Below are 21,805 nucleotides of genomic sequence, written 5' to 3'. Positions count from 1 at the left end.
GCGCTACAGTGACGCGCATGGTCGATTCGACGCACCCGGACCGGAAGGTGCTGCGGGACTGGCTCGGCTCGCCGCCCGACGCCTCGACCCCCGACCCCGCCAATCTCGTTCGCGCGGTGCTGGATCGGTTCGCCGCCGACGAGGCGACGGCGATGCCGGAGGCGGTGCTCGACGCCTGCGCGGTGCTGCTGTCGGCCGCGCGCAGCGACCTGGACCGGCTCGAGCTGGAGCTGATGCGCGCCGCGGGCGAGCACGGCGTGGGGTGGGCCCGGATCGCGGTGGCCTTCGGCTACCGCTCCAAACAGGCGGCGCACGCGCGGGCGAGCGCGCTGCACCACCGGCTCGAATATCGCACCGGCACAACGGAAGAGGGTCGACGATGAGGCTGCGAATGGATCGAGACGCGCTGGCCGCGGCGGTGGCGGCGGTCGGACCGGGCATGCCGAACCGCCCGCCGGTCCCGACGCTCGGCGGCATCCTGATCCGCGCCGCGGACGGCTCGGTGTCGATGTCGGGGTTCGACTACGAGGTGTCCGCGTGCGCGACGGTGACCGGGACCGTCGCCGAGTCCGGCGCGGTGCTGGTGTCCGGGCGGCTGCTCACCGAGATCACCAAGACCCTGCCGCTGCACCCGGTCGAGCTGTTCGACGACGGGTCGGCGCTGCACATCGAGTGCGAGCAGGCGCGATTCTCGTTGCCGCTCATGCCCGTCGAGGATTATCCGGACCTGCCCGCGGCCGCGGCGGCGCGCGGCTCGGTCGACCGGGCGGACTTCGCCGCGGCCGTGGCGCAGGTGGCCGTGGCCGCCGGGCGCGACGACACGCTGCCGATGCTGACGGGCATGACCGTGGAGTTCCATCCCGACTTCATCCGCCTGGTGGCCACCGACCGATTCCGCATCGCCGTGCGCGAACTCGACTGGGTCGCCGAACAATCCGGGTCGACGCTGCTGGCGCCCGCGCGCGCCCTGGTGGACACGACGAAGGTACTCACCGGTGAGCGGGTCGAGATCTCCACCGGCACAGCGCAATCCGTGCTCGGCCTGCGAACCGCGCACGACCACCACACGATTCGGCTGCTCGACCTGCCCTACGCTCCGTACCAACGCTATCTCACCGTGCGGCATCCGGCGCGGGCGCGGCTGCGGACCGCGGCGGTGGTCGAGGCGGTGCGGCGGGTGGCGCTGCTGTCGCAGGGCACCCGAATCCTGTTGTCCTTCACCGAGTCCAGCGTCCGGCTGGCGGCGGGCGATGTCGCCCAGGGCCGCGCCGAGCATGTCCTGCCCTGCGAATACAGCGGCGATCCGATGACGGTCGCCTTCAATCCGCGCTATCTGCTGGACGGCCTCACCACCGTGCGTACGCCCGCCGTCGATGTCGCCCTCGACGGCCCGCGGCGGGGGGCCGCCATTCGACCGGCCGACGATGAATCCACGCCGAATCGGCAGTGGTATTTCGTTATGCCGGTGCGGCTTCCCGAATGAGGAACGAGGCTGTAACGGGCGGTCGCGCCGTCGCGATTGCATGATCGAGGCGCACCCCTGAGCAGCGCGGCGGCCTCCCCTTCGCGATTACAGTAAATTCTTTAGTGAAAGTCTTATACATCGGTCCGATACGGCCCTTGAATGGTCCGATATCCCGTCGGAATGATGGGAATATGAACGCCGGTCAGCTGCGGCACGACATCCTCGGGGGCTTCGAAGGCAATAACGCCGCACCCGGGGGCGGGCCGCGGTGCCAGCGCACCGGACTCGCCGGAAGGTCTTGCGGCCGAGCGCTTTTCGGGGCATCGTACTAATCGGTTCGAACCACTCGGAACCTTCGAGCGGTTCGACCACGGCATATCGGAACAATACATCGACATTGAGGATGCGGTTCGTGGGTTTGCGAGTATCGATCGTGGCGATCTCGGGAGTAGTCACCGCAGCGGTGATAGCGGGTGTCGGGGCGGGCAGCGCTGCCGCCGACGCCATGCCGGACAAGCAGCGCCAGGTGGTGACCGACGACGGCTGGACACTATCGATCACCAAGAATCACGAGAGCCTGGACAGAAGCGGCTCGCTCAACGGATCACCCACCAGCCATGAGGCTTTCGGTTCGGTCGGCGCCGTCGCCGACGTCACCGGCTCCGGTTCCAAGCCGGTGACCGGCGGCACCATCACCGTCGGCTACCAGCTCGGCTGCCAGGTCGACGTGTCCTCCGGCGTGCAGCTCGGTCTCAACGTGCAGGTCGGCCCGAACGCGGGCGTGACCATCGGCCCCGCACCGGGTGTGTCGGTCGGCGGTTCCGCGATCGTCCAGCCGAGCATCACCTCGACCCTCAAGCCCGGAGCGATCACCAACGTCACCCTCGGGACCAAACCCCTTGCGGACCAGCACGGTTCGATCACCGTGGACCAGTCCTACATCAAGGTCGACTCCTGCCTGGGCCCGGTCACCATGCGCACCTTCGCCACCGCCACCGTCTCCACGGCGGCGAACGACAACACGGTCACCGTCTACGGCGACCCGGTCACCCTCTGACCGACAAACGAAGGCCCCCCGCCGCTCCGGCACCATCGTGTGAACCGGAATGACGGGGGGCTCAGTCGTTTTCGAAGACTACCGGTCAGAATTCCCAGTCTTCGTCTTCGGTGTTGACGGCCTTGCCGATGACGTAGCTGGAGCCGGAGCCGGAGAAGAAGTCGTGGTTCTCGTCGGCGTTCGGGGAGAGGGCGGAGAGGATGGCCGGGTTCACGTCGGTCTCGTCCTTCGGGAACAGGCCCTCGTAGCCGAGGTTCATCAGCGCCTTGTTCGCGTTGTAGCGCAGGAACTTCTTGACGTCCTCGGTGAGGCCGACCTCGTCGTAGAGGTCCTGGGTGTACTCGACCTCGTTCTCGTACAGCTCGAACAGCAGCTCGAAGGTGTAGTTCTTGAGCTCGTCGCGCTCGGGCTGCGACAGCTGCTCGAGGCCCTTCTGATACTTGTAGCCGATGTAGTAGCCGTGCACGGCCTCGTCGCGGATGATCAGGCGGATCAGGTCGGCGGTGTTGGTGAGCTTGGCGCGCGAGGACCAGTACATGGGCAGGTAGAAGCCGGAGTAGAACAGGAAGCTCTCCAGCAGCGTGGAGGCCACCTTGCGCTTGAGCGGCTCGTCGCCCCGGTAGTACTCCAGCACGATCTCGGCCTTGCGCTGCAGATTACGGTTCTCCTCCGACCAGCGGAAGGCGTCGTCGATCTCGCGCGTGGAACACAGCGTGGAGAAGATGGAGCTGTAGCTCTTGGCGTGCACCGACTCCATGAACGCGATGTTGGTGAGCACCGCCTCCTCGTGCGGGGTCAGCGCATCCGGGATCAGGCTCACCGCGCCGACCGTGCCCTGGATGGTGTCGAGCAGGGTGAGGCCGGTGAACACGCGCATGGTGAGCTGCTTCTCCTGCGCGGTCAATGTCGCCCACGACGGAATGTCGTTGGACACCGGAACCTTTTCCGGCAACCAGAAGTTGCCGACCAGCCTGTCCCAGACCTCGGCATCCTTCTCGTCGGGCACCCGATTCCAGTTGATCGCGGAGACACGATCGATCAGCTTCACGCCCGCTCACACACCCTTCTCACTTCGCCGGACCTTGCGGGAACTCCCACACCCAGAACACTACTACTGGGGGCCGACAACGTTGCGCAACACAACACCTTGTGTCTTCGCGATGTATGACAGATCACCCGGAGCGGTCCGTGGGGCGCAGGGCATTCTGTCAGACCGCGGCGGCGGCGCGAGCACCGGTCCCGGCTTTCATCGACATTCGCGCGGCGCGCGACTACCTTGGGTGCCGGACGTTGCGCCGTGCGCAAAGCAGATCATTTTCCCATCATTTCGCCCTAATTTCGGCTCCGGCAACCGTTGGGCGGCCGAACGGCATGCCTTACGGTCTGGCTGTGCGTGTTCTGGTGGTGGAGGACGATCCGCGGTTGTGCCGCGAGGTCACCGAGGGTCTGCGGGTCTCGGGGTTCGCGGTGGATGTGGCGAGCGATATCGCCGATGCCGACTTCAAGATCGCTGTCAATCGCTACGACTGTCTCGTCGTCGACCGCGGCCTGCCCGACGGCGACGGCCTCGACCTGGTCGCCGGGACCCGCGGCGCCGGGCACGCCGTGCCCGCCCTGATCCTCACCGCCCGTGACGGTCTCGCCGATCGCATCGCCGGATTCGAGAACGGCGCCGACGACTATCTGTCCAAGCCGTTCGCCCTGCCCGAGCTGATGCTGCGGGTGCGCGCGCTGTGCCGCCGCCGCGAGCAGCCGACCTCGTGCCGAATCACGGTGGGCGACATCGACATCGATCTGATGCGCCGACGCGTGCAGCGCGGCGGCATCCTGTTGTCGTTGACCCCCAAGGAATTCGCGGTGCTGGAGCTGATGGCCGCCCGCCGCGGCCGGGTGGTCTCGCGCACCGACCTCATCGAATGCTGCTGGGACGAAATGGCCGAGCCCGCATCGAATGTGGTGGACGCGGTGGTGGCGAAGCTGCGCCGCAAGCTCGGCCAGCCCACCGTGATCGAGACCGTGCGCGGCACCGGATTCGTGCTGACCGCGGACGTCGCCGCATGAGCGAGCGCAGCGAGCGAATCATCCAACACAGCGTGCCATGGCTCATGGCGATGCCGAGCGCTAGCGAGGCATCGGCATGAGCCTGCCCCGCACGCCGGGCAGTGACAGCCGCCCGGCGCTGGCCCGCCTGCGCCGCACCCGGTGGATGCTGACGGCGCTCGTCACCGCCATCACCGCGGTGTGCGTGATCGTGCTCGGCGTGGTCGCGACGATGATCGACGGCCAGTCGCGCTCGCGCGGGGTGGACAACGACCTGGACCGGGTGGCCGGTGGGCTGGCGCGGGCCGTGCAGCTCACCGACGACAATCGCAGCCTCGACCTCACCACGATCGTCAACGACGATCTGGCCAATCAGAAGACCGCGGTCATCGTGCTCACCCGGCGCGGCGCCGACGCGCGCTGGCGCCAGGCGCACGCCTACCTGCGCTCGCAGCTGCCCGACGACCACGCGCTGGACATCCTCGCCTCCGACACCATCGATCGCTCCGGCCAGATGCTGTACTCCACCCAATTGAGCACCGGCGTCGATGTTTCGGGCACGCCGGTGCGGGTGGCGGCCACGCCGGTGTTCTGGAAGGACACCGATATCGTCGCGGTCGTGCTGGCCGGGGCGCCGCCGATGGCCGACGGCGGCACCCATCGACTTCTGGTGGGCGGCTTGGTGATCGGCGGACTGGTGGTGGTGGCGCTGGCCGCGGCGGCCGGGCATCTGCTGGCGGGACGGAGCATGCGGGCGGCCATGCGGGTGCTCGACGAGCACGAGCAGTTCCTCGCCGACGCCGCCCACGAGCTGCGCACGCCGCTGACCACGATGAAGCTGATCACCGAATCGCATCCGCGCGCCCCCGAGGACGTGGACCGGGTGCTGGCGGAGACCTCCGGCCTGGCCGATCGGATGGCGCGGCTGGTCACCGGACTGCTGGCGCGGGCGCGCATGCAGGCCGGCATCGCGAATCCGGAACGCACGCTGCTGCGGCTGGATCAGCTCGCCGAGGCCGTCGTGGAGGACATCGCGAACGCGCACGTCACCGTGGACGCCCGGCCGTCGGTGGTGGTCGGCGATCCGGAGCTGCTGAGCCTGGCCGTGCGCAACATGGTGGAGAACGCGATCACGCACGGGTCGGTGAATCGGCTGGCGCCGGTCGAGGTGTACGTGGCCGAGGGCCGCATCAGCGTGCGCGACCACGGCCCCGGCATCGACCCGGCGCTGTCGGCCAATCCGTTCAACCGCGGTGTGGCCGGGCGCAGCGGCCGCCACGGCATCGGCCTGGCGCTGGTGGCGTGGGTGGCGCAGACGCACGGCGGCAATGCGGCCATCGAACCGGCCTCCGGCGGCGGCGCCATCGCCACGCTGTGGCTGCCACCCGCCGAGCTGCCCGCCCCCGCCGTCACGAATTTCTCATAGAACCCCTGATCCAATCGTGGCGGTGGCACCCGGCCATCACGACGAAAGGACGCTGCCGATGCTGATCCGCACCGTGGCCGCACTCGCCGCGCTGGCCGTCGGCGTGCTCATAGGGGGCGGAGCCCGCGCCCTGGCCGACGACGTCCGCTACGGCATCTACGCCGACCGCGGGACATGCGAATCCGAGGGCGCGAATGTGAACGCCCACCCGGGGTGGACCCATTACGAATGCCGCCCGGTTCCGGGTAGGAGCTGGGAGTTGGTGCTGGTCAATTGATCCCGGCCAAAAGCACGCCGGGAACAAGAGACAGGGGCGGGCGGCGAACAAAAGGGACGAATGGGCCGGGAGGCGGTGGGGCGCCCGGCCGTGATTCCGGCATGCTTTTGGCCGGAATCCTTACTGTCGCACGCGATTACGGGGACGACAGGGCCTCGGACATGGCGGGGACGGCGGGGAGGGTGACGATCATGGTGAGGCCGCCGCCGGGGGTGTCGTCGGGGGTGAGGGAACCGCCCATGGCTTCGACGAGGCCGCGGGCCAGGGCCAGGCCCAGGCCGATGCCGGTGTGGTTGTCGCGGTCGTCGAGGCGCTGGAAGGGCTGGAAGATCTGTTCCCACTGGGGGGCCGGGACGCCGGGGCCGTGGTCGATCACGCGCAGCTGGATGGATTCGCCGAAGGCGCTGGCGGTGACCAGAACGCCGCTCTCGCCGGGGGTGTAGCGCAGCGCGTTGCGAATCACATTGTCCAGGGCCCGATCCAGCAGGACCGGGTCCACCACGGCGTCGGGCAGGTCGGTCCCGATCCGCACCTGCACCGCCGCGGCGGCCGGGCCAAGGTTGGCGACGGTGCCCTCCACCATCGCCGCGACATCGATCGGCCGCGCCGCGATGCCCAGCACGCCCGCGCGTAAGCGACTCAGGTCCAACAGGTTCTCGACCAGGCGCTCCAGCTTGCGCAGCGAGGTGGCGGCCACGTCGAGCAGGTCGCGGCGCTGCTCCTCGGTGGGGCGCAGATCCTCGCCCTGCAACCCGTCCACGGCGGCGATGGCCGCCGCCAGCGGCGTGCGCAGATCGTGCCCGACGGCATTGAGCAGCGCGGTCCGCAATCGATCCGCCTCCTGCAGGGGACGCACCTCCTCGGCGGTCTCGGCCAGGCGCTCGCGGCGCAGCGCGGCCACGGTCTGGGCGGCGAACGCCTCCAGGATCTTGCGGTCCGAGGACTCCAGCACCCTCCCGCGCACCGCGAGCACCAGATCGTCGCCGATCGGGATCGCGGCGTCGCCCTCGTCCGGGCTGGCACAGGGCCGTTCGCCAGCGCTGGCGGCCACCTGCCAGCGCCGTGCCTCGTGCTGCCGGGCCGGGGTGACCGGCATGCCGGGTAGTCGCTCCAGCAGCGTCACCGACTGCAGCGCGTAGGTGTGCCACAGCCGCTCCAGCACGGCCGCGGCCGTATCCTCGCCGCGCAGCACGCTGCTGGCCAGGGTGGCGAGCACGCTCGCGTCGGTCCCGGCCCGCGCCGCCTCCCGCGTGCGCCGCGCCGAGATCTCCACGACCGCGCTGACCGCCGCGCCCACCAGCAGATAGACCACCAGCGCCAGCATGTTCTGCGGATCCGACACCGCGAACGAATACAGCGGCGACGCGAAATAGTACTCCAGCAACAGGAATCCGGCCACGCTCGACACCAGCGCCGGATAGATGCCGCCGATCAGCGACACCGTCACCACGGCCAGCAGGAACGCCAATATGTCCGTGGTGAGCGACAATTCCGCGCGCAGCGTGCACAGCACCGCCGTCAGCAACGGCAACAGCACTGCGGCACAGAGGAATCCGATCTGCCGCCGCCAGCCCAGCGCCGTGGGCCGCCCGCCGCCGCGCCCGCGCCCGGCGTGCTCGTGATTGACCAGGTGGATGTCGATGGCGCCCGACCGGACCGCCGTCTCCGCGCCGACTCCCCGAGACAGCAACGGCGCCAAGCGATTCCGGCGGGATGTCCCCAGCACCAGCTGAGTGGCGTTGACCGCCTGCGCGAATTCCAGCAGGGCCGTGGGCACGTCGTCGCCGACCACCTGGTGGTAGGTGCCGCCGAGGCGCTCGATCAGCCCGCGCTGGCGCTCCAGATGCACCGGCGCGGAACGGATCAGCCCGTCGATGCGGGTGACGTGCACGGCCAGCAGTTCCGCGTGCGAGCGCGCCGCGATCCGCGCCGCCCGCCGGATCAGAGTGTCGCCCTCCGCCCCGCCCGACAGCGCGACCACCACCCGCTCGCGGGCCTCCCAGGTGGTGCGGATGTTCTGCTGGGCCCGGTAGTGCGCCAGCTGCTCCTCGACCTTGTCCGCGACCCACAGCAGCGCCAATTCGCGCAGCGCCGTGAGGTTTCCGACGCGGAAGTAGTTGCTCAGCGCGGCGTCGATGCGCTCGGGCGGGTAGATGTTGCCGTGCGCCATGCGCCGCCGCAGCGCCTCGGGCGTCATATCCACCAGCTCGACCTGGTCGGCGCGGCGCACCACCTCGTCGGGCACGGTCTCCTGCTGTGCCACCCCGGTGATGTGCTCGACCACGTCGTGCACCGACTCCAGGTGCTGGATGTTCACCGTGGAGATGACGTCGATGCCCGCGTCGAGCAGTATCTCGATGTCCTGCCAGCGTTTCTCGTAGCCGCAGCCGGGGGTGTTGCTGTGCGCGAGCTCGTCGACGAGCACCACCCGCGGCCCCCGGCGGAGCACCGCGTCGGTGTCCATCTCGGTGAAGACGCCGCCCCGGTAGCGAATCTCCCTGCGCGGCACCACCTCCAGTCCTTCGATCGCGGCGGCCGTATGCGCCCGGCCGTGGGTTTCGACGAGGCCGATGACGACGTCGGTACCGCGCGAGGCGCGCCGACGGCCCTCCTCGAGCATCGCGTAGGTCTTGCCGACCCCGGGCGCGGCGCCCAGGTAGACGCGGAATGTGCCTCTCACAGCTCTTCTCGTATATCACCGACTCCGAACGGCGGCGTGGTCGAGACGGTGGGCGCGACTCGCCGCGGCGACGGCGTCATACCGTGCCGCTACCATCCTGACCGGCGGCAACGCGTCGTTCACCTATCCGGACGGAATCCTGACGCTGTGTTGACGTTGTGAGGGGTCGCCCCGTCGGCATTCCGGTGCGTAACCGTAGAGATATCGCATTGACGGCCGCCGGATGCGGAGGTCGGCTCGTTCTTCGGCTGACCCCCGCGGCGGCAGGCCTCACAGCATGCAGCTGACGCAGCCCTCGACCTCGGTGCCCTCCAGGGCCATCTGGCGGATGCGGATGTAGTAGAGGGTCTTGATGCCCTTGCGCCAGGCGTAGATCTGGGCTCGGTTGACGTCGCGGGTGGTGGCGGTGTCCTTGAAGAACAGGGTCAGCGACAGGCCCTGGTCGACGTGCTGGGTGGCGGCGGCGTAGGTGTCGATGATCTTCTCGTAGCCGATGTCGTAGGCGTCCTCGAAGTAGTCGAGGTTGTCGTTGGTCATGTAGGGCGCCGGGTAGTAGACGCGGCCGATCTTGCCTTCCTTGCGGATCTCGATCTTCGATGCCACCGGGTGGATGGAGCTGGTGGAGTGGTTGATGTAGGAGATCGAGCCGGTCGGCGGCACCGCCTGCAGGTTCTGGTTGTAGATGCCGTGCGCCATGACCGACGCCTTCAGCTCGCGCCAGTCGTCCTGGGTCGGAATGTGCACGCCCGCATCGGCGAACAGCTGCCGCACCCGCTCGGTCTTCGGTTCCCACACCCGCTCGGTGTACTTGTCGAAGTACTCACCGCTGGCGTACTTCGACTCGAGGAAACCGCCGAAGGACTGCCCGCGCTCGATGGCGAGCTTGTTCGACGCCCGAACCGCGTGGTAGACGACGGTATAGAAGTAGATGTCGGTGAAGTCGACGCCCTCCTCGGACCCGTAGCGGATCCGCTCCCGCGCCAGGTACCCGTGCAGGTTCATCTGCCCCAGCCCGATGGCGTGCGAGGAGTTGTTGCCCTGCTCGATCGACGGCACCGAGTAGATGTGGGTCTGGTCCGACACCGCGGTCAGCGCCCGGATCGAGGTCTCCACGGTCTTGCCGAAGTCCGGCGAGTCCATGGCCTTGGCGATATTGAGCGAACCCAGGTTGCACGAGATGTCCTTGCCCACCGTGGCATAGGACAGATCGTCGTTGTAGATCGACGGGGTGGAGACCTGCAGGATCTCCGAACACAGGTTGGAGTGGGTGATCTTGCCCTTGATCGGGTTGGCCCGGTTCACCGTGTCCTCGAACATGATGTACGGATAACCGGACTCGAACTGCAGCTCGGCGATGGTCTGGAAGAACTCGCGCGCGTTGATCTTCGACTTGCGGATGCGCTTGTCGTCGACCATCTCGTAGTACTTCTCGGTGATGTTCACATCGGCGAACGGCACCCCGTAGATGCGCTCGACGTCGTAGGGCGAGAACAGGTACATGTCCTCGTTCTTCTTCGCCAGTTCGAAGGTGATGTCGGGGATCACCACGCCCAGCGACAGCGTCTTGATGCGGATCTTCTCGTCCGCGTTCTCGCGCTTGGTGTCGAGGAACCGGTAGATGTCGGGGTGGTGCGCGTGCAGGTACACCGCGCCCGCGCCCTGCCGCGCGCCGAGCTGGTTGGCGTAGGAGAACGAATCCTCCAGCAGCTTCATGATCGGGATGACGCCCGAGGACTGGTTCTCGATCTTCTTGATCGGCGCGCCGTGCTCGCGAATGTTGCTGAGCAGCAACGCGACTCCGCCGCCGCGCTTGGACAGCTGCAGCGCCGAGTTGATGGAGCGCCCGATGGACTCCATATTGTCCTCGATGCGCAGCAGGAAGCACGACACCGGCTCGCCGCGCTGCTTCTTGCCCGAGTTGAGGAAGGTCGGGGTGGCGGGCTGGAAGCGGCCGTCCATGATCTCGTCGACCAGGTCCTGCGCCAGCACCTCGTCGCCCGCGGCCAGGGTCAGCGCGACCATGCAGACGCGGTCCTCGAACCGCTCCAGGTAGCGCTTGCCGTCGAAGGTCTTGAGCGTGTACGAGGTGTAGTACTTGAACGCCCCGAGGAAGGTCGGGAAGCGGAACTTCTTGGCGTACGCCTGCTGGAACAGCTTCTTGACGAAGGGCCGGTCGTAGCGATCCAGCACCTCGGGCTCGTAGTAGTTCTCCTCGATGAGGTAGTCGAGCTTCTCGTCGAGATTGTGGAAGAAGACGGTGTTCTGGTTGACATGCTGCAGGAAGTACTGGTGCGCGGCCTCGCGATCCTTGTCGAACTGGATCTCCCCGTTCGGGCCGTACAGGTTCAGCATCGCGTTGAGGGCGTGGTAGTCCATGCCCTCGGTGGACGCCTCCGTACTGACCGGACGCTCTAGGCGGGCCGTCTTTCCGGCCGGTGCTGTTGTCGTTGCCAAAACAATCCCAATCCCTCTCGGACGCGCTCGACGTCCTCGGCAGTTCCCATGAGTTCGAAGCGATACAGGTACGGCACCCCGCACTTGCGCGAGATCACTTCTCCCGCATAGCAGTACGTATCGCCGAAGTTCGTGTTGCCGGCCGCGATGACTCCGCGCAACAGCGCACGATTATGCGGATCGTTGAGGAACTTCGCCACCTGACGGGGGACGAACTCCTTGTCGGATCGGTTGCGGCCCAACACGTGCCGACCTCCCCCGTAGGTGGGGCAGATCAGCACATAGGGCGCGTCGACGCGCAGCGATTCGGCGGTGTGCAGCGGAATGCGGACGGCGGGCAGACCCAGCCGCTCGACGAAGCGGTGCGTGTTCTCCGACGCGCTCGAGAAGTAGACCAGGACCGGCTCGGGTTCAACCCCGCTGACGCGGGGAGCGGGTGAATCGGCCATCGCAACCACTCCCAAAGTACTGCCGGTCACTCCCGTCGGGCGAACAGCGGCCCGCGCTCAGGCCGCCCGGCTGACCAGAGCCTTGATGCGGTCCGGGCGGAAGCCGGACCAGTGCTCGTCGCCGGCGACGACGACGGGCGCCTGCAGATAGCCCAGCGCCATGACGTAGTCGCGGGCCTCGGTGTTCTCGGTGATGTCGACGACGGTGTAGGCGACACCGGTCTTGTCGAGAGCGCGGTAGGTGGCGTTGCACTGGACACAAGCGGGCTTGGTGTAGACGGTGATGGTCATGAGAGTCCCTCTCCTTGCCTTGAATCCGTATGCAGTGCACGACTGAGCCGAGATCCACTGGTAACTGCGCAAACACCTGGAAGTTGCCGTGGAACCCCAGGTCGCGCTGCCGTGACCGGCGCGGAGTTCATGTCGCCTTCCAGTGCCGTAGACACTACACCTAGTGGCCGACAGATTCATACAACACGACATGTTGCGAGTCACAAAGGTGAAATTCGGTCGGCGTAAGTACCTGGACAGTCGATTCGCAACCCGACACGACAGTGGCGCAGATCACGATTTCGTACCGCAGCTCTCTCCCAGCAAACTCATCCGCCGCAACCGCCACAGTGATCACATCGACCCCCGGAGGCACGATCTTCCCACCCGCCCCGAACCGACCGGACACCGGCCCGACACCACGGCGACACTCCGACGACACTCCCGCACCACCCCCGAAACGCCGAAGGCCCGCCGCGCCCCGGAGGGCAGGCGGCGGGCCCGAAACAGCCGGGTCAGCCCTGGCGAGCCTTGAAGCGCGGCTCCTTCTTGTTGATCACATACGTCTTCCCGCGCCGACGCACGACCTGCGCCCCCGGCTTGCTCTTGAGCGACCGCAGCGAATTCCGGACCTTCATGACATCTCCCATTCGACAATGATTTTCATATTCTATAGGAGTCGATGTCCGGCTCCGGATCTCCATCGTCATCCCGGCACGCTTTTGGCCGGGATCACGCGTTGACGGCCGCCCGCGTCGCCTCGACCAGTTCGTGCACGGTCGCGGCCAGGGCGGTCAGCGCCTCGGCGTCCTCGCGCGGGTGGGCCTCGGCGAACCGCTGGCCGATCGTGCCGAAGTGCAGGTGAGCGCTCTCCACGACCTTGGCGCCCGCCACCCCGAGCGCCTTGACGGTGTCGGCGTGCGACCACTTGGCGGCGTTCTGGCTGATGGACGCGCTCACCACGGCGGCCGCCTTGTCCTTGATCGAGCCCGCGCCGAAGGGGCGCGAGGCCCAGTCGATGACGTTCTTCAGCGCGGCGGGAATGGTGCCGTTGTACTCGGGCGCGAACAGCAGCAGGCCGTCGGCGGCGGCCACGGCGTCACGCAACGCCTGCGCGGCGGCGGGGATTTCGCCCGGCACGTCGATGTCCTCGTTGTAGAAAGGGATATCCCCGAGTCCTGCGTAGATGTCGATCTCGACCCCCTCCGGCGCGGTCTGCGCGGCCGCCTCGGCGAGTTGCCGATTGATCGACGCGGAGCGCAGGCTACCGACGAGAGCGAGAATGCGAGTCTGGGACATGTTCACTCCTGGTGAGGCTGTAAGCGGCGGCTTCCGCTACTGCGATACGATAAACGGACCATGGTCCGCTTTCTTCCCGATTCCCGAGGCAGCCTCCCAGTGAGCTACGACACACCCGTGCCCCCCGCCGCGCTGCCCATCGAGCCGGTCGCGGTGCACATTCCCCCGCACTCGCTGCCCGCCCCGCTGGCCGAGCACACCGAGCGCAGCGACGCGGCCCGCAACCGGCAGCTGCTGCTGGACGCCGCCGAGCAGCTGGTGCGCGAGATCGGCGCCGACGGGGTCACCATGGACGCGGTCGCCAAGCGCGCCGGTGTCGGCAAGGGGACGGTGTTCCGCCGGTTCGGCAATCGCGCCGGGATGATGCTGGCCCTGCTGGATCAGTCGGAGCGAAAGCTGCAGGCCGCCTACATGTTCGGGCCGCCGCCACTGGGCCCCGGCGCACCGCCGGTGCAGCGGCTGATCGCGTACGGCCGGGCGCGGCTGGCCGAGACCGAGGTGGAGGCCGAGATGCGCCGCGCCGCCGACGAACCCGGGCGGTACACCAGCGCGCCCTACAACATCTCCAAAACCCATGTGGCGCTGCTGCTTCGGCAGGCGGGCGCGCCGGGCGACATCTCGCTGCTCGCCGATACGCTGATGGCCGTGCTGGACGCCGGGCTGGTGCTGCACCAGACCCGGGTGCAGGGCTATTCGCTGGACCGGATCGGCGATCACTGGGAGCGACTGGTCCGCGCGGTCGTCGCGCCCGCCCCGGTAGAGTGACCGCCGTGGGAAAGCTGCGTGCGGAGATCATCGCCGAGTTGGGCGTGCGGCCGGTCATCGAGCCGAAGGTGGAGGTGCGCCGGCGCATCGACTTCCTCAAGGACTATCTGAAGTCCACGCCCGCAACGGGTTTCGTGCTCGGCATCAGCGGCGGCCAGGACAGCACGCTGACCGGGCGGCTGTGCCAGCTGGCCGCGGAGGAGCTGCGCGCCGAGGGCCGGGAGGCCACCTTCGTCGCGGTGCGGCTGCCCTACGGCGTGCAGGCCGACGAGCAGGACGCGCAGATCGCGCTGCGGTTCATCCGGCCGGACCGGTCGATCGCGGTGAACGTGCAGCCCAGCGCCGACGCGGTGGCCGCCGAATCCGCCACGGGCCTGCGGGAACTGCTGGGCAGCGAACCGCGCCTGCGCGACTTCGTGCGCGGCAATATCAAGGCCCGCGAGCGCATGGTCATCCAGTATTCCATTGCGGGCCAGCTGAATCTGCTGGTCGTCGGCACCGATCATGCCGCCGAGGCGGTCACCGGATTCTTCACCAAGTTCGGTGACGGCGGCGTCGACATCACCCCGCTCACCGGCCTGACCAAGCGCCAGGGCGCGGCCCTGCTGCAGGAACTGGGCGCCCCGCCGAGCGTCTGGCTGAAGGTCCCCACCGCCGATCTGGAGGACGAACGCCCCGCGCTCCCCGACGAGGTCGCCCTGGGCCTGAAGTACGCCCAGATCGACGACTACCTCGAGGGCCAGGAGATCGCGCCCGAGATCGCCGATCGCATCGAATCCATCTACCTCATGACCCGCCACAAGCGCGCGGTTCCGGTGACGCCCTTCGACACCTGGTGGCGCGGGGAGTAAGCCCGCCGCCCGCGAAGGCCAGCCCCTGATTCCGGCGTGCTTTCGGCCGGAATCAGCCTCCCGCGAACGGGGGAAGCACGTCCACGCACGGCGTGAGGCGGGTGGTGTTGTCACGGGTGAGTTCGTCGCCGACGAGGAAGGCGCAGACCTTCAGCATCGGGGCGAGACCGGGGCCGTAGGTGGTGGCCAGGGTGTGGCGCAGGTCGCCGACGGTGGCGTCGGCGGGTAGGTCGAGGCGTTCGGTGTCCTTGCCGACGGCGTCCGCGATCGCGGCGAAATAGCGGACCTCAACCACCGATTGCTCCCATCGTCCGTTCCGGCGGCACGAAGCCCTCGGCGTCGATGCCGTGCCCGGCCCATTTGTTCCACATCGCGCCGCGCCACAGCGTGGCCAGTTCCGCGTCGGATACGCCCTCGCGCAGCGGGGTGCGCAGATCGTATTCCTGGTCGCTGAACAGGCAGGAGCGGATCATGCCGTCGGCGGTCAGCCGGGTGCGGTCGCAGTCGCCGCAGAACACGCGGGTGACCGAGGCGATGATGCCGACGGTCGCCGGGCCGCCGTTCACCTGCCAGAGCTCGGCCGGGGCCGCGGGATCGCGGCGGCCGACCGCGGTGAGCGTGAAGCGCGCGCCGAGCGTGTCCAGCAGTTCCGCGGCGGTGACCATATTGGCGCGCGCCCACTCGTGGTCGGCGTCCAACGGCATCTCCTCGATGAACCGCAGCTCGCACCCCTCGTCCAGGCACCACTGCAGCAGATCCGCTGCGCCGGAGAGCGTTTCGCGCATCAGCACGGCATTCACCTTGACCGGCGCCAGCCCCTCGCGCTGCGCGGCGCGAATCCCGGCCAGCACCGACCCCAGCCGATCGCGGCGAGTGAGGCGCGCGAACCCGGCCCGGTCGATGGTGTCCAGGGAGACATTGACCCGATCCAGCCCGGCCCGAACCAGCCCCTCGGCGCGATGCTCGAGCCCAACGGCATTGGTGGTCATGGCCAACGGCGTACCCGGCACGGCCGCCTTACAGCCCGCGATGATCTGCTCCAGATCCCGGCGCATGAGCGGCTCACCACCGGTGAAGCGCACCTCACCTATTCCCAGCTCCCGCACCGCCAGCGCCACCACCCGCACGATCTCCTCCGCCGAGAGCAACTCCTCGGCGGGGATCACCGGCAACCCCTCCTCCGGCATGCAATACGTGCAGCGCAGCGAGCATTTCTCGGTGATCGAGACTCGCAGATCACGAGCCACCCGCCCGAATCTGTCCACCAGATAGGGGGTGTCGGGTCGGCCATCCAGCGGGGGCCGCTTGCCCCGGATGGCGGGAATGCCCATTTCGACCACAGTCACGCGACCCATTATTGCCGTCCCGGTACGGACGTGCTTCGGAGGAAGCTACGAAGTGTGCTCGAGATGGCCCGGATTAGGCTGGCGGCATGAGTACCCGGCCCGCCACCGTCTCCGCCCGGTCCGTGGAGGACCATCGCGAGCGCGTCGAGGAGTTGTTGCGTCCGCTGGCTGGGCGGGGGGTGGAGGACGTGCCGATGGGCGAGGCACTGGGTCGCGTGCTCGCCACCGAGATGTATGCCCCGGTCGATCTGCCGGTGTTCCGTAATTCCGGGATGGACGGGTATGCGGTGCGGGCGGAGTCGGTGGCGGTGACGCCGGTGCGGTTGCCGCTGGCGGGGGTGGTGGCGGCCGGGGACGCGGGGCGGGCGCCGCTGCCGCCGGGGGCGGCGATGAAGGTGATGACGGGGGCGCCGATCCCGCCGGGGGCCGACTGCGTGGTGCCGGTGGAGGACACACGCGCGGACGGCGACGCGGTCGTTGTCGAACGCGGCCGCACGGCGGGCGATTTCGTGCGCGAGCCCGGTACCGATGTGCGGGCCGGTGAGCTGCTGGCCCGCGCGGGTACCCGGCTGACGCCACGGCATATCGCGGCGCTGGCCGCGGTGGGGCTGCCCGTGCTGCCGGTGCGGCGGCGGGTGCGGGCGGCGGTGCTCACCACCGGCGACGAGTTGCGGCCCGCCGGGTCGGAGCTGGGGCCGGGTCAGATCTACAACTCCAATGGCATCGCGCTGGCGGCGGCGCTGAGCGACAACGGCGTCGAGGTGGTGTCGGTCGAGCACAGCCGCGACGATCAGGAGCAGCTCCGGCGGCTGCTGGCCGCGGCGGTCGCGGCCGCGGACGTGGTGTTCACCTCCGGCGGGGTGTCCAAGGGCGACTTCGAGGTGGTCAAGGACGTATTGGCCACGCTCGGTGGGGAATTCGGGTCGGTGGCGGTGCAACCCGGTGGGCCGCAGGGGATATCGGTCGTGGACGGGGTGCCGGTGCTGAGCTTCCCCGGCAATCCGGTGAGCACCATGGTCTCGTTCGAGGTCTTCGCCCGGCCGCTGCTGCGCGAGCTGTCGGGCCTGCCGCCGGTGCCGACACACGATGTGGCGCTGCTGGATCCGGTGCGCTCCCCCGCCGGTCGCCGCCAGTTCCTGCGCGGGCGGACGACGACGGACGGGGTGGCGCTGGCCTCGGGGCCGGGGTCGCACCTGATCGCGGCGATGGCGCATGCCGACGTGCTGATCGATATTCCGGCGGAGGTCACCGACCTGGCCGCGGGATCGGTTGTGAAAGTGTGGGAGCTATGACCGAGCTGTCCCATGTCGATGCCGAGGGCCGCGCGCGCATGGTCGATGTGAGCGCCAAGGCCGACACCGCCCGCGTCGCCGTCGCGGCCGGGGCCCTGCACACCACGCCCGAGGTGGTGAAACTGGTGCAGGCCGACGACCTGCCGAAGGCCGATGTGCTGACCACGGCCCGCATCGCCGGTATCGCGGGCGCGAAGAAGACCTCCGAGCTGATCCCGCTGTGCCACCAGCTGGCGCTGTCCTCGGTGCAGGTGCACTTCGGCTTCACCGAGGACACCATCACCATCGAGGCGCGGGCGAAGACCAAGGGCCCCACCGGGGTCGAGATGGAGGCCCTCACCGCCGTCGCCGTCGCCGGTCTCACCCTGCACGACATGGTGAAGGCGGTGGACCCGGCCGCCGTGCTCAACGGTGTGCGCCTGCTGACGAAAGACGGGGGGAAGCACGGACATTGGGAACGAGCGGCCGACTCCGGCGATGCCGCCGCGAAGAGCGATGCAGCACACCGGCATTCACCGTCTCATCCACATCCCGAGGCACACAACACGATTCCCACCGAGGGTTCCCGCTCGGCGGTGGTCGTGGTCGCATCGACGAGTACCGCCGCCGGGACCCGGGTCGATAAGACCGGCCCGGTGCTTGCCCAATGGCTCACCGAGCGTGGGTTTTCCGTGCGCGGGCCGCTGGTCTACGCCGATGCCGATATCGCCGACGGGCTGGCCGACGCGCTCGATGGCGAACCGGGCCTGGTGATTACGACCGGCGGCACCGGAGCGTCGCCCACCGACGCCACGCCCGAGGCGACGCTGGCCGTGCTGGATCGCGAATTGCCCGGCGTGGCCGAGGCGATCCGGCTGCGCGGCACCGCGACCTTCCCGCTGGCCGCGCTGAGCCGCGGCGTGGCCGGGCTGTCCGGTCGCACGGTGATCGTCAACCTGCCCGGGTCGCCGGGCGGCGTGCGGGACGGAATGGCCGTGCTCGACCCGCTGTTGGATCATCTGCTGGCCCAGGTGGCCGGAGGAGGAAGCCATGAGTGACGACGCCGTGCGGCTCACCCGGATCGGTGACCAGCCGCTCGATCCCGACGAGGTCGAGAAGGCGGTGACCGGGCCGGAGCACGGCGCCGTGGTGGTGTTCACCGGCAAGGTGCGCGATCACGATGGCGGACAGGCGGTCTCGGCGCTGGAATACTCCGCGCACCCGCAGGCCGAGCAATTCCTGCACCGGGTGTGCGCGGAGGTCGCCGCCGCGTCCGGCCTGCCGGTGGCCGCCGTGCATCGCGTCGGCCCGCTCGTCGTCGGCGATCTGGCCATCGTCGTCGCCGTCGCGGCCCCGCACCGCGCCGAGGCGTTCTCCGTCTGCGCGGAGCTGGTGGACCGGATCAAGCACGAGGTCCCTATTTGGAAGCGTCAGCGGTTCGCGGACGGGATGTCGGAGTGGGTGGGGGCCTGCGGGTAGGTCCCGGCCAAGAGCATGCCGGGACCACAGGTGGCACAATCGAATTGATCCCGGCCTGCTTGTCGAATTGATCCCGGCGCGCTTTTGGCCGGGATCCCCCGCCTCATTCGCGGGCACCACGCACCCGGGCAGCCTCCCGCCCCGGGTTCGGATACAGTTCGCCCTGCCGCGATCCCGCGAGCTTGGCCCGGATGTGGTCGCGAATCACGATGGGCTCGTAGGCGATTCCGTCCGCGCCGATATGGCTGGGCAGGGTGGAGATGACGGCGTCCATATTGCCGTCGTGGAAGAACGCGGCCGCGCGGCGGCGGCGAACGGTGCCGTCGATCACCGGCGGCCTGACCCGGTGCAGGGTGGACAGCCAGCGGTCGTTGGTCAGCCGCGCGGTCAGATCGCCCAGATTCACCAGCAGCGCACCAGGTTCCGGCAGCACGTCGTGCCAGCGACCGTCGCCGCCGAGCACCTGGAGCCCGGCGACCCGATCGGCCCACAGCACGGTGACGAGGCCGAAGTCGGAATGCTCACCCATCCCGATCATCTCGCCGGTCTCGACCCGCGTGCCCTCCGGCAGCGCGTAATTGATCATTCGCAGCACGTCGTTGGAGTGATCGGTGAGCCGGTCGAAGAAGTCGGGCGCCACACCCAGGGCGGCGGCGAAAATGGTGGTCAGCGTCCGGGCCACCCGGGCCGCCTGCGCGAAATACGCCTGCACCGCCGCCTCGAACCCGGCCAGCTCCGGCCACACGTTGATCCCGTAATCCGCCTCCGACAGGGTGAGATCGGTGAACGACCGCGCCTCGACCCCGATATTGAACGCCTCGAAATAGTCGTTCATCCGCTCGCCGGATTCGATGCCCAGGCTCAGGCTCAGCGATTCGCTCCGCGGCGGGCTGTAGCCGCGATTGGCGCCGGTGACGCGGTATCCGTTCTTGAATTCGGCCGGGCGGCGGAAGAACTCGTCCATCGCGGCGGCCAGCCCCGCGAGCACCGGCTCCGGAATGCCGTGCCCGAGGATCTGCACGAAACCGACTCGGGCGCAGGCGGAATCGATCTCGCGTACCACGCGGGCGCGCTCGTCTTCGCTGCCGCCGGTCACCTGGGCGGCGATATCGACGACGGGTACTTCGAACGGTTCAGACGGTGAGTTCGTCATGGGATTCTCCTGTGACGGTGGCGGTTTCGGGAGACCCGCGGCGCGCGAAGGCCCCCACGCGAGAGTGGTTGAACACCAGATTCAACAGAAACGAGGAGGCGGCCGCGAGCGTGATGCCGCTGTCGAGCAGGATCTGCGCCGCGGGCGGGAAGCGCTCGAACATGCCCGGCGTCAGCACCGGAATCAGCCCGACGCCCACCGATACCGCGACGATCGCGACATTCACCCGGTCGCCCAGGTCGGCCTTGCGCAGCGTGTCCACCCCGACCACCGTGATCGTCGCGAACAGCACCAGCCCGATCCCGCCGACCACCGGCCCCGGAATCGCGGCCACCACCGCCCCGAATCGCGGAACCAGGCCGAGCAGCACCAGGATCGCGCCGCTCACCGCGGTCACGTACCGGCTGTACACGCGGGTGGTCGCCACCGCGCCGACATTCTGCGTGAAGAGGGTGTCGACGAACGAGCTGAGCACGCCCGCCAGCACCGCCGACAATCCGTCACCGGCCAGCCCGCGCGCGATATCGCCGCGCCCCAACGGTTTTCCGGTGATCCGGCCGATCGCCAGCAGGCTCGCGGTCGACTCGGCGAACACCACCGCGATCGCCACCGTCATGGACACGATGGCCGCGATCGGGAATTGCGGCGCCCCGAAGTAGAACGGATGCGGCACCCCGAACCAGCCCACCCCCGACACCCCGTCCAGTTGCAGCAAGCCCAGCGGAATCGCCAGCAGCACACCGGCGATCAGCGCCACCAGCACGCCCAGCTGCGACCACAGCCCGCGACCGAGACAGATGAATCCGAGCGCGATGGCGAGCACCGTCGCGGCCAGCCCGATCCGGGCCGGGTCGGCGAACGACGCCGCCTTGGCGTCGGAGCCCACGATCAGGCCGCCCGCCACCCCGATCAGCGAGATACCGACCACGGTCAGCACCGTGCCCGACACCAGCGGCGGGAAGAACCGCACGATCAGCGCGAACGGCCACGCCAGCAGCACCCCGGCCACGCCGCCGACCAGCATCGACCCGTACACCGCGGGCAGCCCGTACTGCTTGGCGATCAGGATCATCGGCGTGAGCGCCACGAAGGTCGCCCCGCACACGATCGGCATCCGCGCGCCCACCATCCGGCCCACCCCCAGGCTCTGCACCACCGTGACGATGCCCGCGACCAGCAGATCGGCGCTGATGAGAATCCCGATGGTGGACCGGTCCAGGCCGACGGCCGCGCCGAAGACCAGCGGCACCGTGATACATCCGGTGTACATGATGAGCACGTGCTGGATGCCGAACAGCAGCAGCGGCCCGACCGGTAACCGGGTGTCGACGGGATGCGGTGTTGTCATGGAGACTCCCTGGAGCGCAGGAGGGGCCGATCATTCTCACGGTAAATCACCCGACCGGGGGCGGGTTTTGTCCGGAAGGCCAAACCGGCGGCCGGGCGACGCGCCGGATTTGTCGCGGATACAGGTCCGGACCCGCCCGGGGTGAGCCAGAGTGAACGATGACGGATCGTCTACC

The 21,805-nt window shown here is 68.7% G+C and carries 22 protein-coding genes; 11 read left to right on the top strand and 11 right to left on the bottom strand.

Annotation, left to right across the window (positions count from 1 at the left end):
* Positions 1-17 precede the first annotated feature (17 nt).
* The 3 genes from HPY32_RS31680 to HPY32_RS31670 all read left to right on the top strand — a co-directional run bounded on the left by HPY32_RS31680 (position 18) and on the right by HPY32_RS31670 (position 2,522).
* Entirely contained in the window at positions 18-383 is a 366-nt protein-coding gene (locus HPY32_RS31680; RefSeq protein ID WP_067578354.1) for a hypothetical protein, read from the top strand.
* On the top strand, positions 380-1,483 hold the full coding sequence (gene dnaN, locus HPY32_RS31675; protein WP_067578353.1) for a DNA polymerase III subunit beta: 1,104 nt from the start codon (positions 380-382) through the stop codon (positions 1,481-1,483). The genes HPY32_RS31680 and dnaN overlap by 4 nt, the downstream gene beginning before the upstream one ends.
* A 394-nt stretch (positions 1,484-1,877) precedes the next feature.
* Positions 1,878-2,522 carry an MspA family porin gene (locus HPY32_RS31670; RefSeq protein WP_231951319.1) on the top strand — a complete coding sequence of 215 codons (645 nt, stop codon included), beginning with the start codon at positions 1,878-1,880 and terminating at the stop codon, positions 2,520-2,522.
* 85 nt (positions 2,523-2,607) lie between these two features.
* Here HPY32_RS31670 and nrdF read toward each other — a convergent pair whose 3' ends face one another.
* Entirely contained in the window at positions 2,608-3,570 is a 963-nt protein-coding gene (gene nrdF, locus HPY32_RS31665) for a class 1b ribonucleoside-diphosphate reductase subunit beta (RefSeq protein WP_067578349.1), read from the bottom strand.
* Between the two features lie 341 nt (positions 3,571-3,911).
* On the opposite strand from nrdF, the gene HPY32_RS31660 reads away from it, so the two are divergent.
* From HPY32_RS31660 to HPY32_RS31650, 3 genes are all read left to right on the top strand, one after another.
* Entirely contained in the window at positions 3,912-4,583 is a 672-nt protein-coding gene (locus tag HPY32_RS31660) for a response regulator transcription factor (protein WP_067584485.1), read from the top strand.
* A 76-nt stretch (positions 4,584-4,659) separates the two neighbouring features.
* Positions 4,660-5,988 carry a sensor histidine kinase gene (locus HPY32_RS31655; RefSeq protein WP_082870593.1) on the top strand — a complete coding sequence of 443 codons (1,329 nt, stop codon included), beginning with the start codon at positions 4,660-4,662 and terminating at the stop codon, positions 5,986-5,988.
* Positions 5,989-6,010: 22 nt separating this feature from the next.
* Positions 6,011-6,265 carry a hypothetical protein gene (locus HPY32_RS31650; RefSeq protein WP_067578347.1) on the top strand — a complete coding sequence of 85 codons (255 nt, stop codon included), beginning with the start codon at positions 6,011-6,013 and terminating at the stop codon, positions 6,263-6,265.
* 136 nt (positions 6,266-6,401) lie between these two features.
* On the opposite strand, the gene HPY32_RS31645 is transcribed toward HPY32_RS31650, so the two are convergent.
* From HPY32_RS31645 to HPY32_RS31620, 6 genes are all read right to left on the bottom strand, one after another.
* Positions 6,402-8,945: a DUF4118 domain-containing protein gene (locus tag HPY32_RS31645; RefSeq protein ID WP_067578345.1), complete on the bottom strand. Its 2,544-nt coding sequence runs from the start codon at positions 8,943-8,945 to the stop codon at positions 6,402-6,404.
* 270 nt (positions 8,946-9,215) lie between these two features.
* A complete protein-coding gene (gene nrdE / locus HPY32_RS31640; RefSeq protein ID WP_067578343.1) occupies positions 9,216-11,321 on the bottom strand; it encodes a class 1b ribonucleoside-diphosphate reductase subunit alpha in 2,106 nt (701 codons plus the stop codon).
* 35 nt (positions 11,322-11,356) lie between these two features.
* Positions 11,357-11,848, bottom strand: coding sequence for a class Ib ribonucleoside-diphosphate reductase assembly flavoprotein NrdI (nrdI, locus tag HPY32_RS31635; RefSeq protein WP_067578341.1), 492 nt, complete (start codon positions 11,846-11,848; stop codon positions 11,357-11,359).
* 57 nt (positions 11,849-11,905) lie between these two features.
* Positions 11,906-12,139, bottom strand: a complete 234-nt coding sequence (locus tag HPY32_RS31630; protein ID WP_067578339.1) for a redoxin NrdH — start codon at positions 12,137-12,139, stop codon at positions 11,906-11,908.
* Between the two features lie 494 nt (positions 12,140-12,633).
* Positions 12,634-12,756, bottom strand: coding sequence for a type B 50S ribosomal protein L36 (gene ykgO, locus HPY32_RS31625; RefSeq protein ID WP_067584480.1), 123 nt, complete (start codon positions 12,754-12,756; stop codon positions 12,634-12,636).
* A 94-nt stretch (positions 12,757-12,850) separates the two neighbouring features.
* Positions 12,851-13,417, bottom strand: coding sequence for an NAD(P)H-dependent oxidoreductase (locus HPY32_RS31620; protein ID WP_067584477.1), 567 nt, complete (start codon positions 13,415-13,417; stop codon positions 12,851-12,853).
* 159 nt (positions 13,418-13,576) lie between these two features.
* Here HPY32_RS31620 and HPY32_RS31615 point away from each other — a divergent pair, with 159 nt between their 5' ends.
* Positions 13,577-14,182, top strand: a complete 606-nt coding sequence (locus tag HPY32_RS31615; protein WP_067584471.1) for a TetR/AcrR family transcriptional regulator — start codon at positions 13,577-13,579, stop codon at positions 14,180-14,182.
* 5 nt (positions 14,183-14,187) lie between these two features.
* Positions 14,188-15,033: an NAD(+) synthase gene (gene nadE / locus HPY32_RS31610; RefSeq protein WP_067584474.1), complete on the top strand. Its 846-nt coding sequence runs from the start codon at positions 14,188-14,190 to the stop codon at positions 15,031-15,033.
* A gap of 52 nt (positions 15,034-15,085) precedes the next feature.
* Here nadE and HPY32_RS31605 read toward each other — a convergent pair whose 3' ends face one another.
* The gene (locus HPY32_RS31605) at positions 15,086-15,328 is read right to left on the bottom strand and encodes a MoaD/ThiS family protein (RefSeq protein ID WP_067578337.1); all 243 of its coding nucleotides are present in this window, start codon (positions 15,326-15,328) and stop codon (positions 15,086-15,088) included.
* The gene (gene moaA / locus HPY32_RS31600; RefSeq protein WP_067578335.1) at positions 15,321-16,379 is read right to left on the bottom strand and encodes a GTP 3',8-cyclase MoaA; all 1,059 of its coding nucleotides are present in this window, start codon (positions 16,377-16,379) and stop codon (positions 15,321-15,323) included. The genes HPY32_RS31605 and moaA overlap by 8 nt, the downstream gene beginning before the upstream one ends.
* Positions 16,380-16,465: 86 nt before the next feature.
* Here moaA and HPY32_RS31595 point away from each other — a divergent pair, with 86 nt between their 5' ends.
* Genes HPY32_RS31595 through HPY32_RS31585 form a run of 3 tightly spaced genes read left to right on the top strand, consistent with a single transcriptional unit; the run spans position 16,466 to position 19,129 of the window.
* The gene (locus tag HPY32_RS31595) at positions 16,466-17,671 is read left to right on the top strand and encodes a molybdopterin molybdotransferase MoeA (RefSeq protein WP_171983133.1); all 1,206 of its coding nucleotides are present in this window, start codon (positions 16,466-16,468) and stop codon (positions 17,669-17,671) included.
* Positions 17,668-18,708 (top strand): bifunctional molybdenum cofactor biosynthesis protein MoaC/MoaB, encoded by a 1,041-nt coding sequence (gene moaCB / locus HPY32_RS31590; RefSeq protein ID WP_067578331.1) that lies wholly within the window; start codon positions 17,668-17,670, stop codon positions 18,706-18,708. The genes HPY32_RS31595 and moaCB overlap by 4 nt, the downstream gene beginning before the upstream one ends.
* Positions 18,701-19,129 carry a molybdenum cofactor biosynthesis protein MoaE gene (locus HPY32_RS31585; RefSeq protein ID WP_067578329.1) on the top strand — a complete coding sequence of 143 codons (429 nt, stop codon included), beginning with the start codon at positions 18,701-18,703 and terminating at the stop codon, positions 19,127-19,129. The genes moaCB and HPY32_RS31585 overlap by 8 nt, the downstream gene beginning before the upstream one ends.
* Positions 19,130-19,232: 103 nt before the next feature.
* On the opposite strand, the gene HPY32_RS31580 is transcribed toward HPY32_RS31585, so the two are convergent.
* Both HPY32_RS31580 and HPY32_RS31575 read right to left on the bottom strand, forming a co-directional pair.
* Positions 19,233-20,282, bottom strand: a complete 1,050-nt coding sequence (locus HPY32_RS31580; RefSeq protein ID WP_067578327.1) for an isopenicillin N synthase family dioxygenase — start codon at positions 20,280-20,282, stop codon at positions 19,233-19,235.
* Complete coding sequence (locus HPY32_RS31575; RefSeq protein ID WP_067578325.1) at positions 20,263-21,630, bottom strand: uracil-xanthine permease family protein; 1,368 nt, start codon at positions 21,628-21,630, stop codon at positions 20,263-20,265. The genes HPY32_RS31580 and HPY32_RS31575 overlap by 20 nt, the downstream gene beginning before the upstream one ends.
* Between the last annotated feature and the right edge of the window lie 175 nt (positions 21,631-21,805).

Origin of the sequence: Nocardia terpenica, assembly GCF_013186535.1 — a bacterium.
Taxonomy (GTDB): Bacteria; Actinomycetota; Actinomycetes; order Mycobacteriales; family Mycobacteriaceae; genus Nocardia; species Nocardia terpenica.
This window is presented reverse-complemented; position numbering and strand designations above follow the sequence as displayed.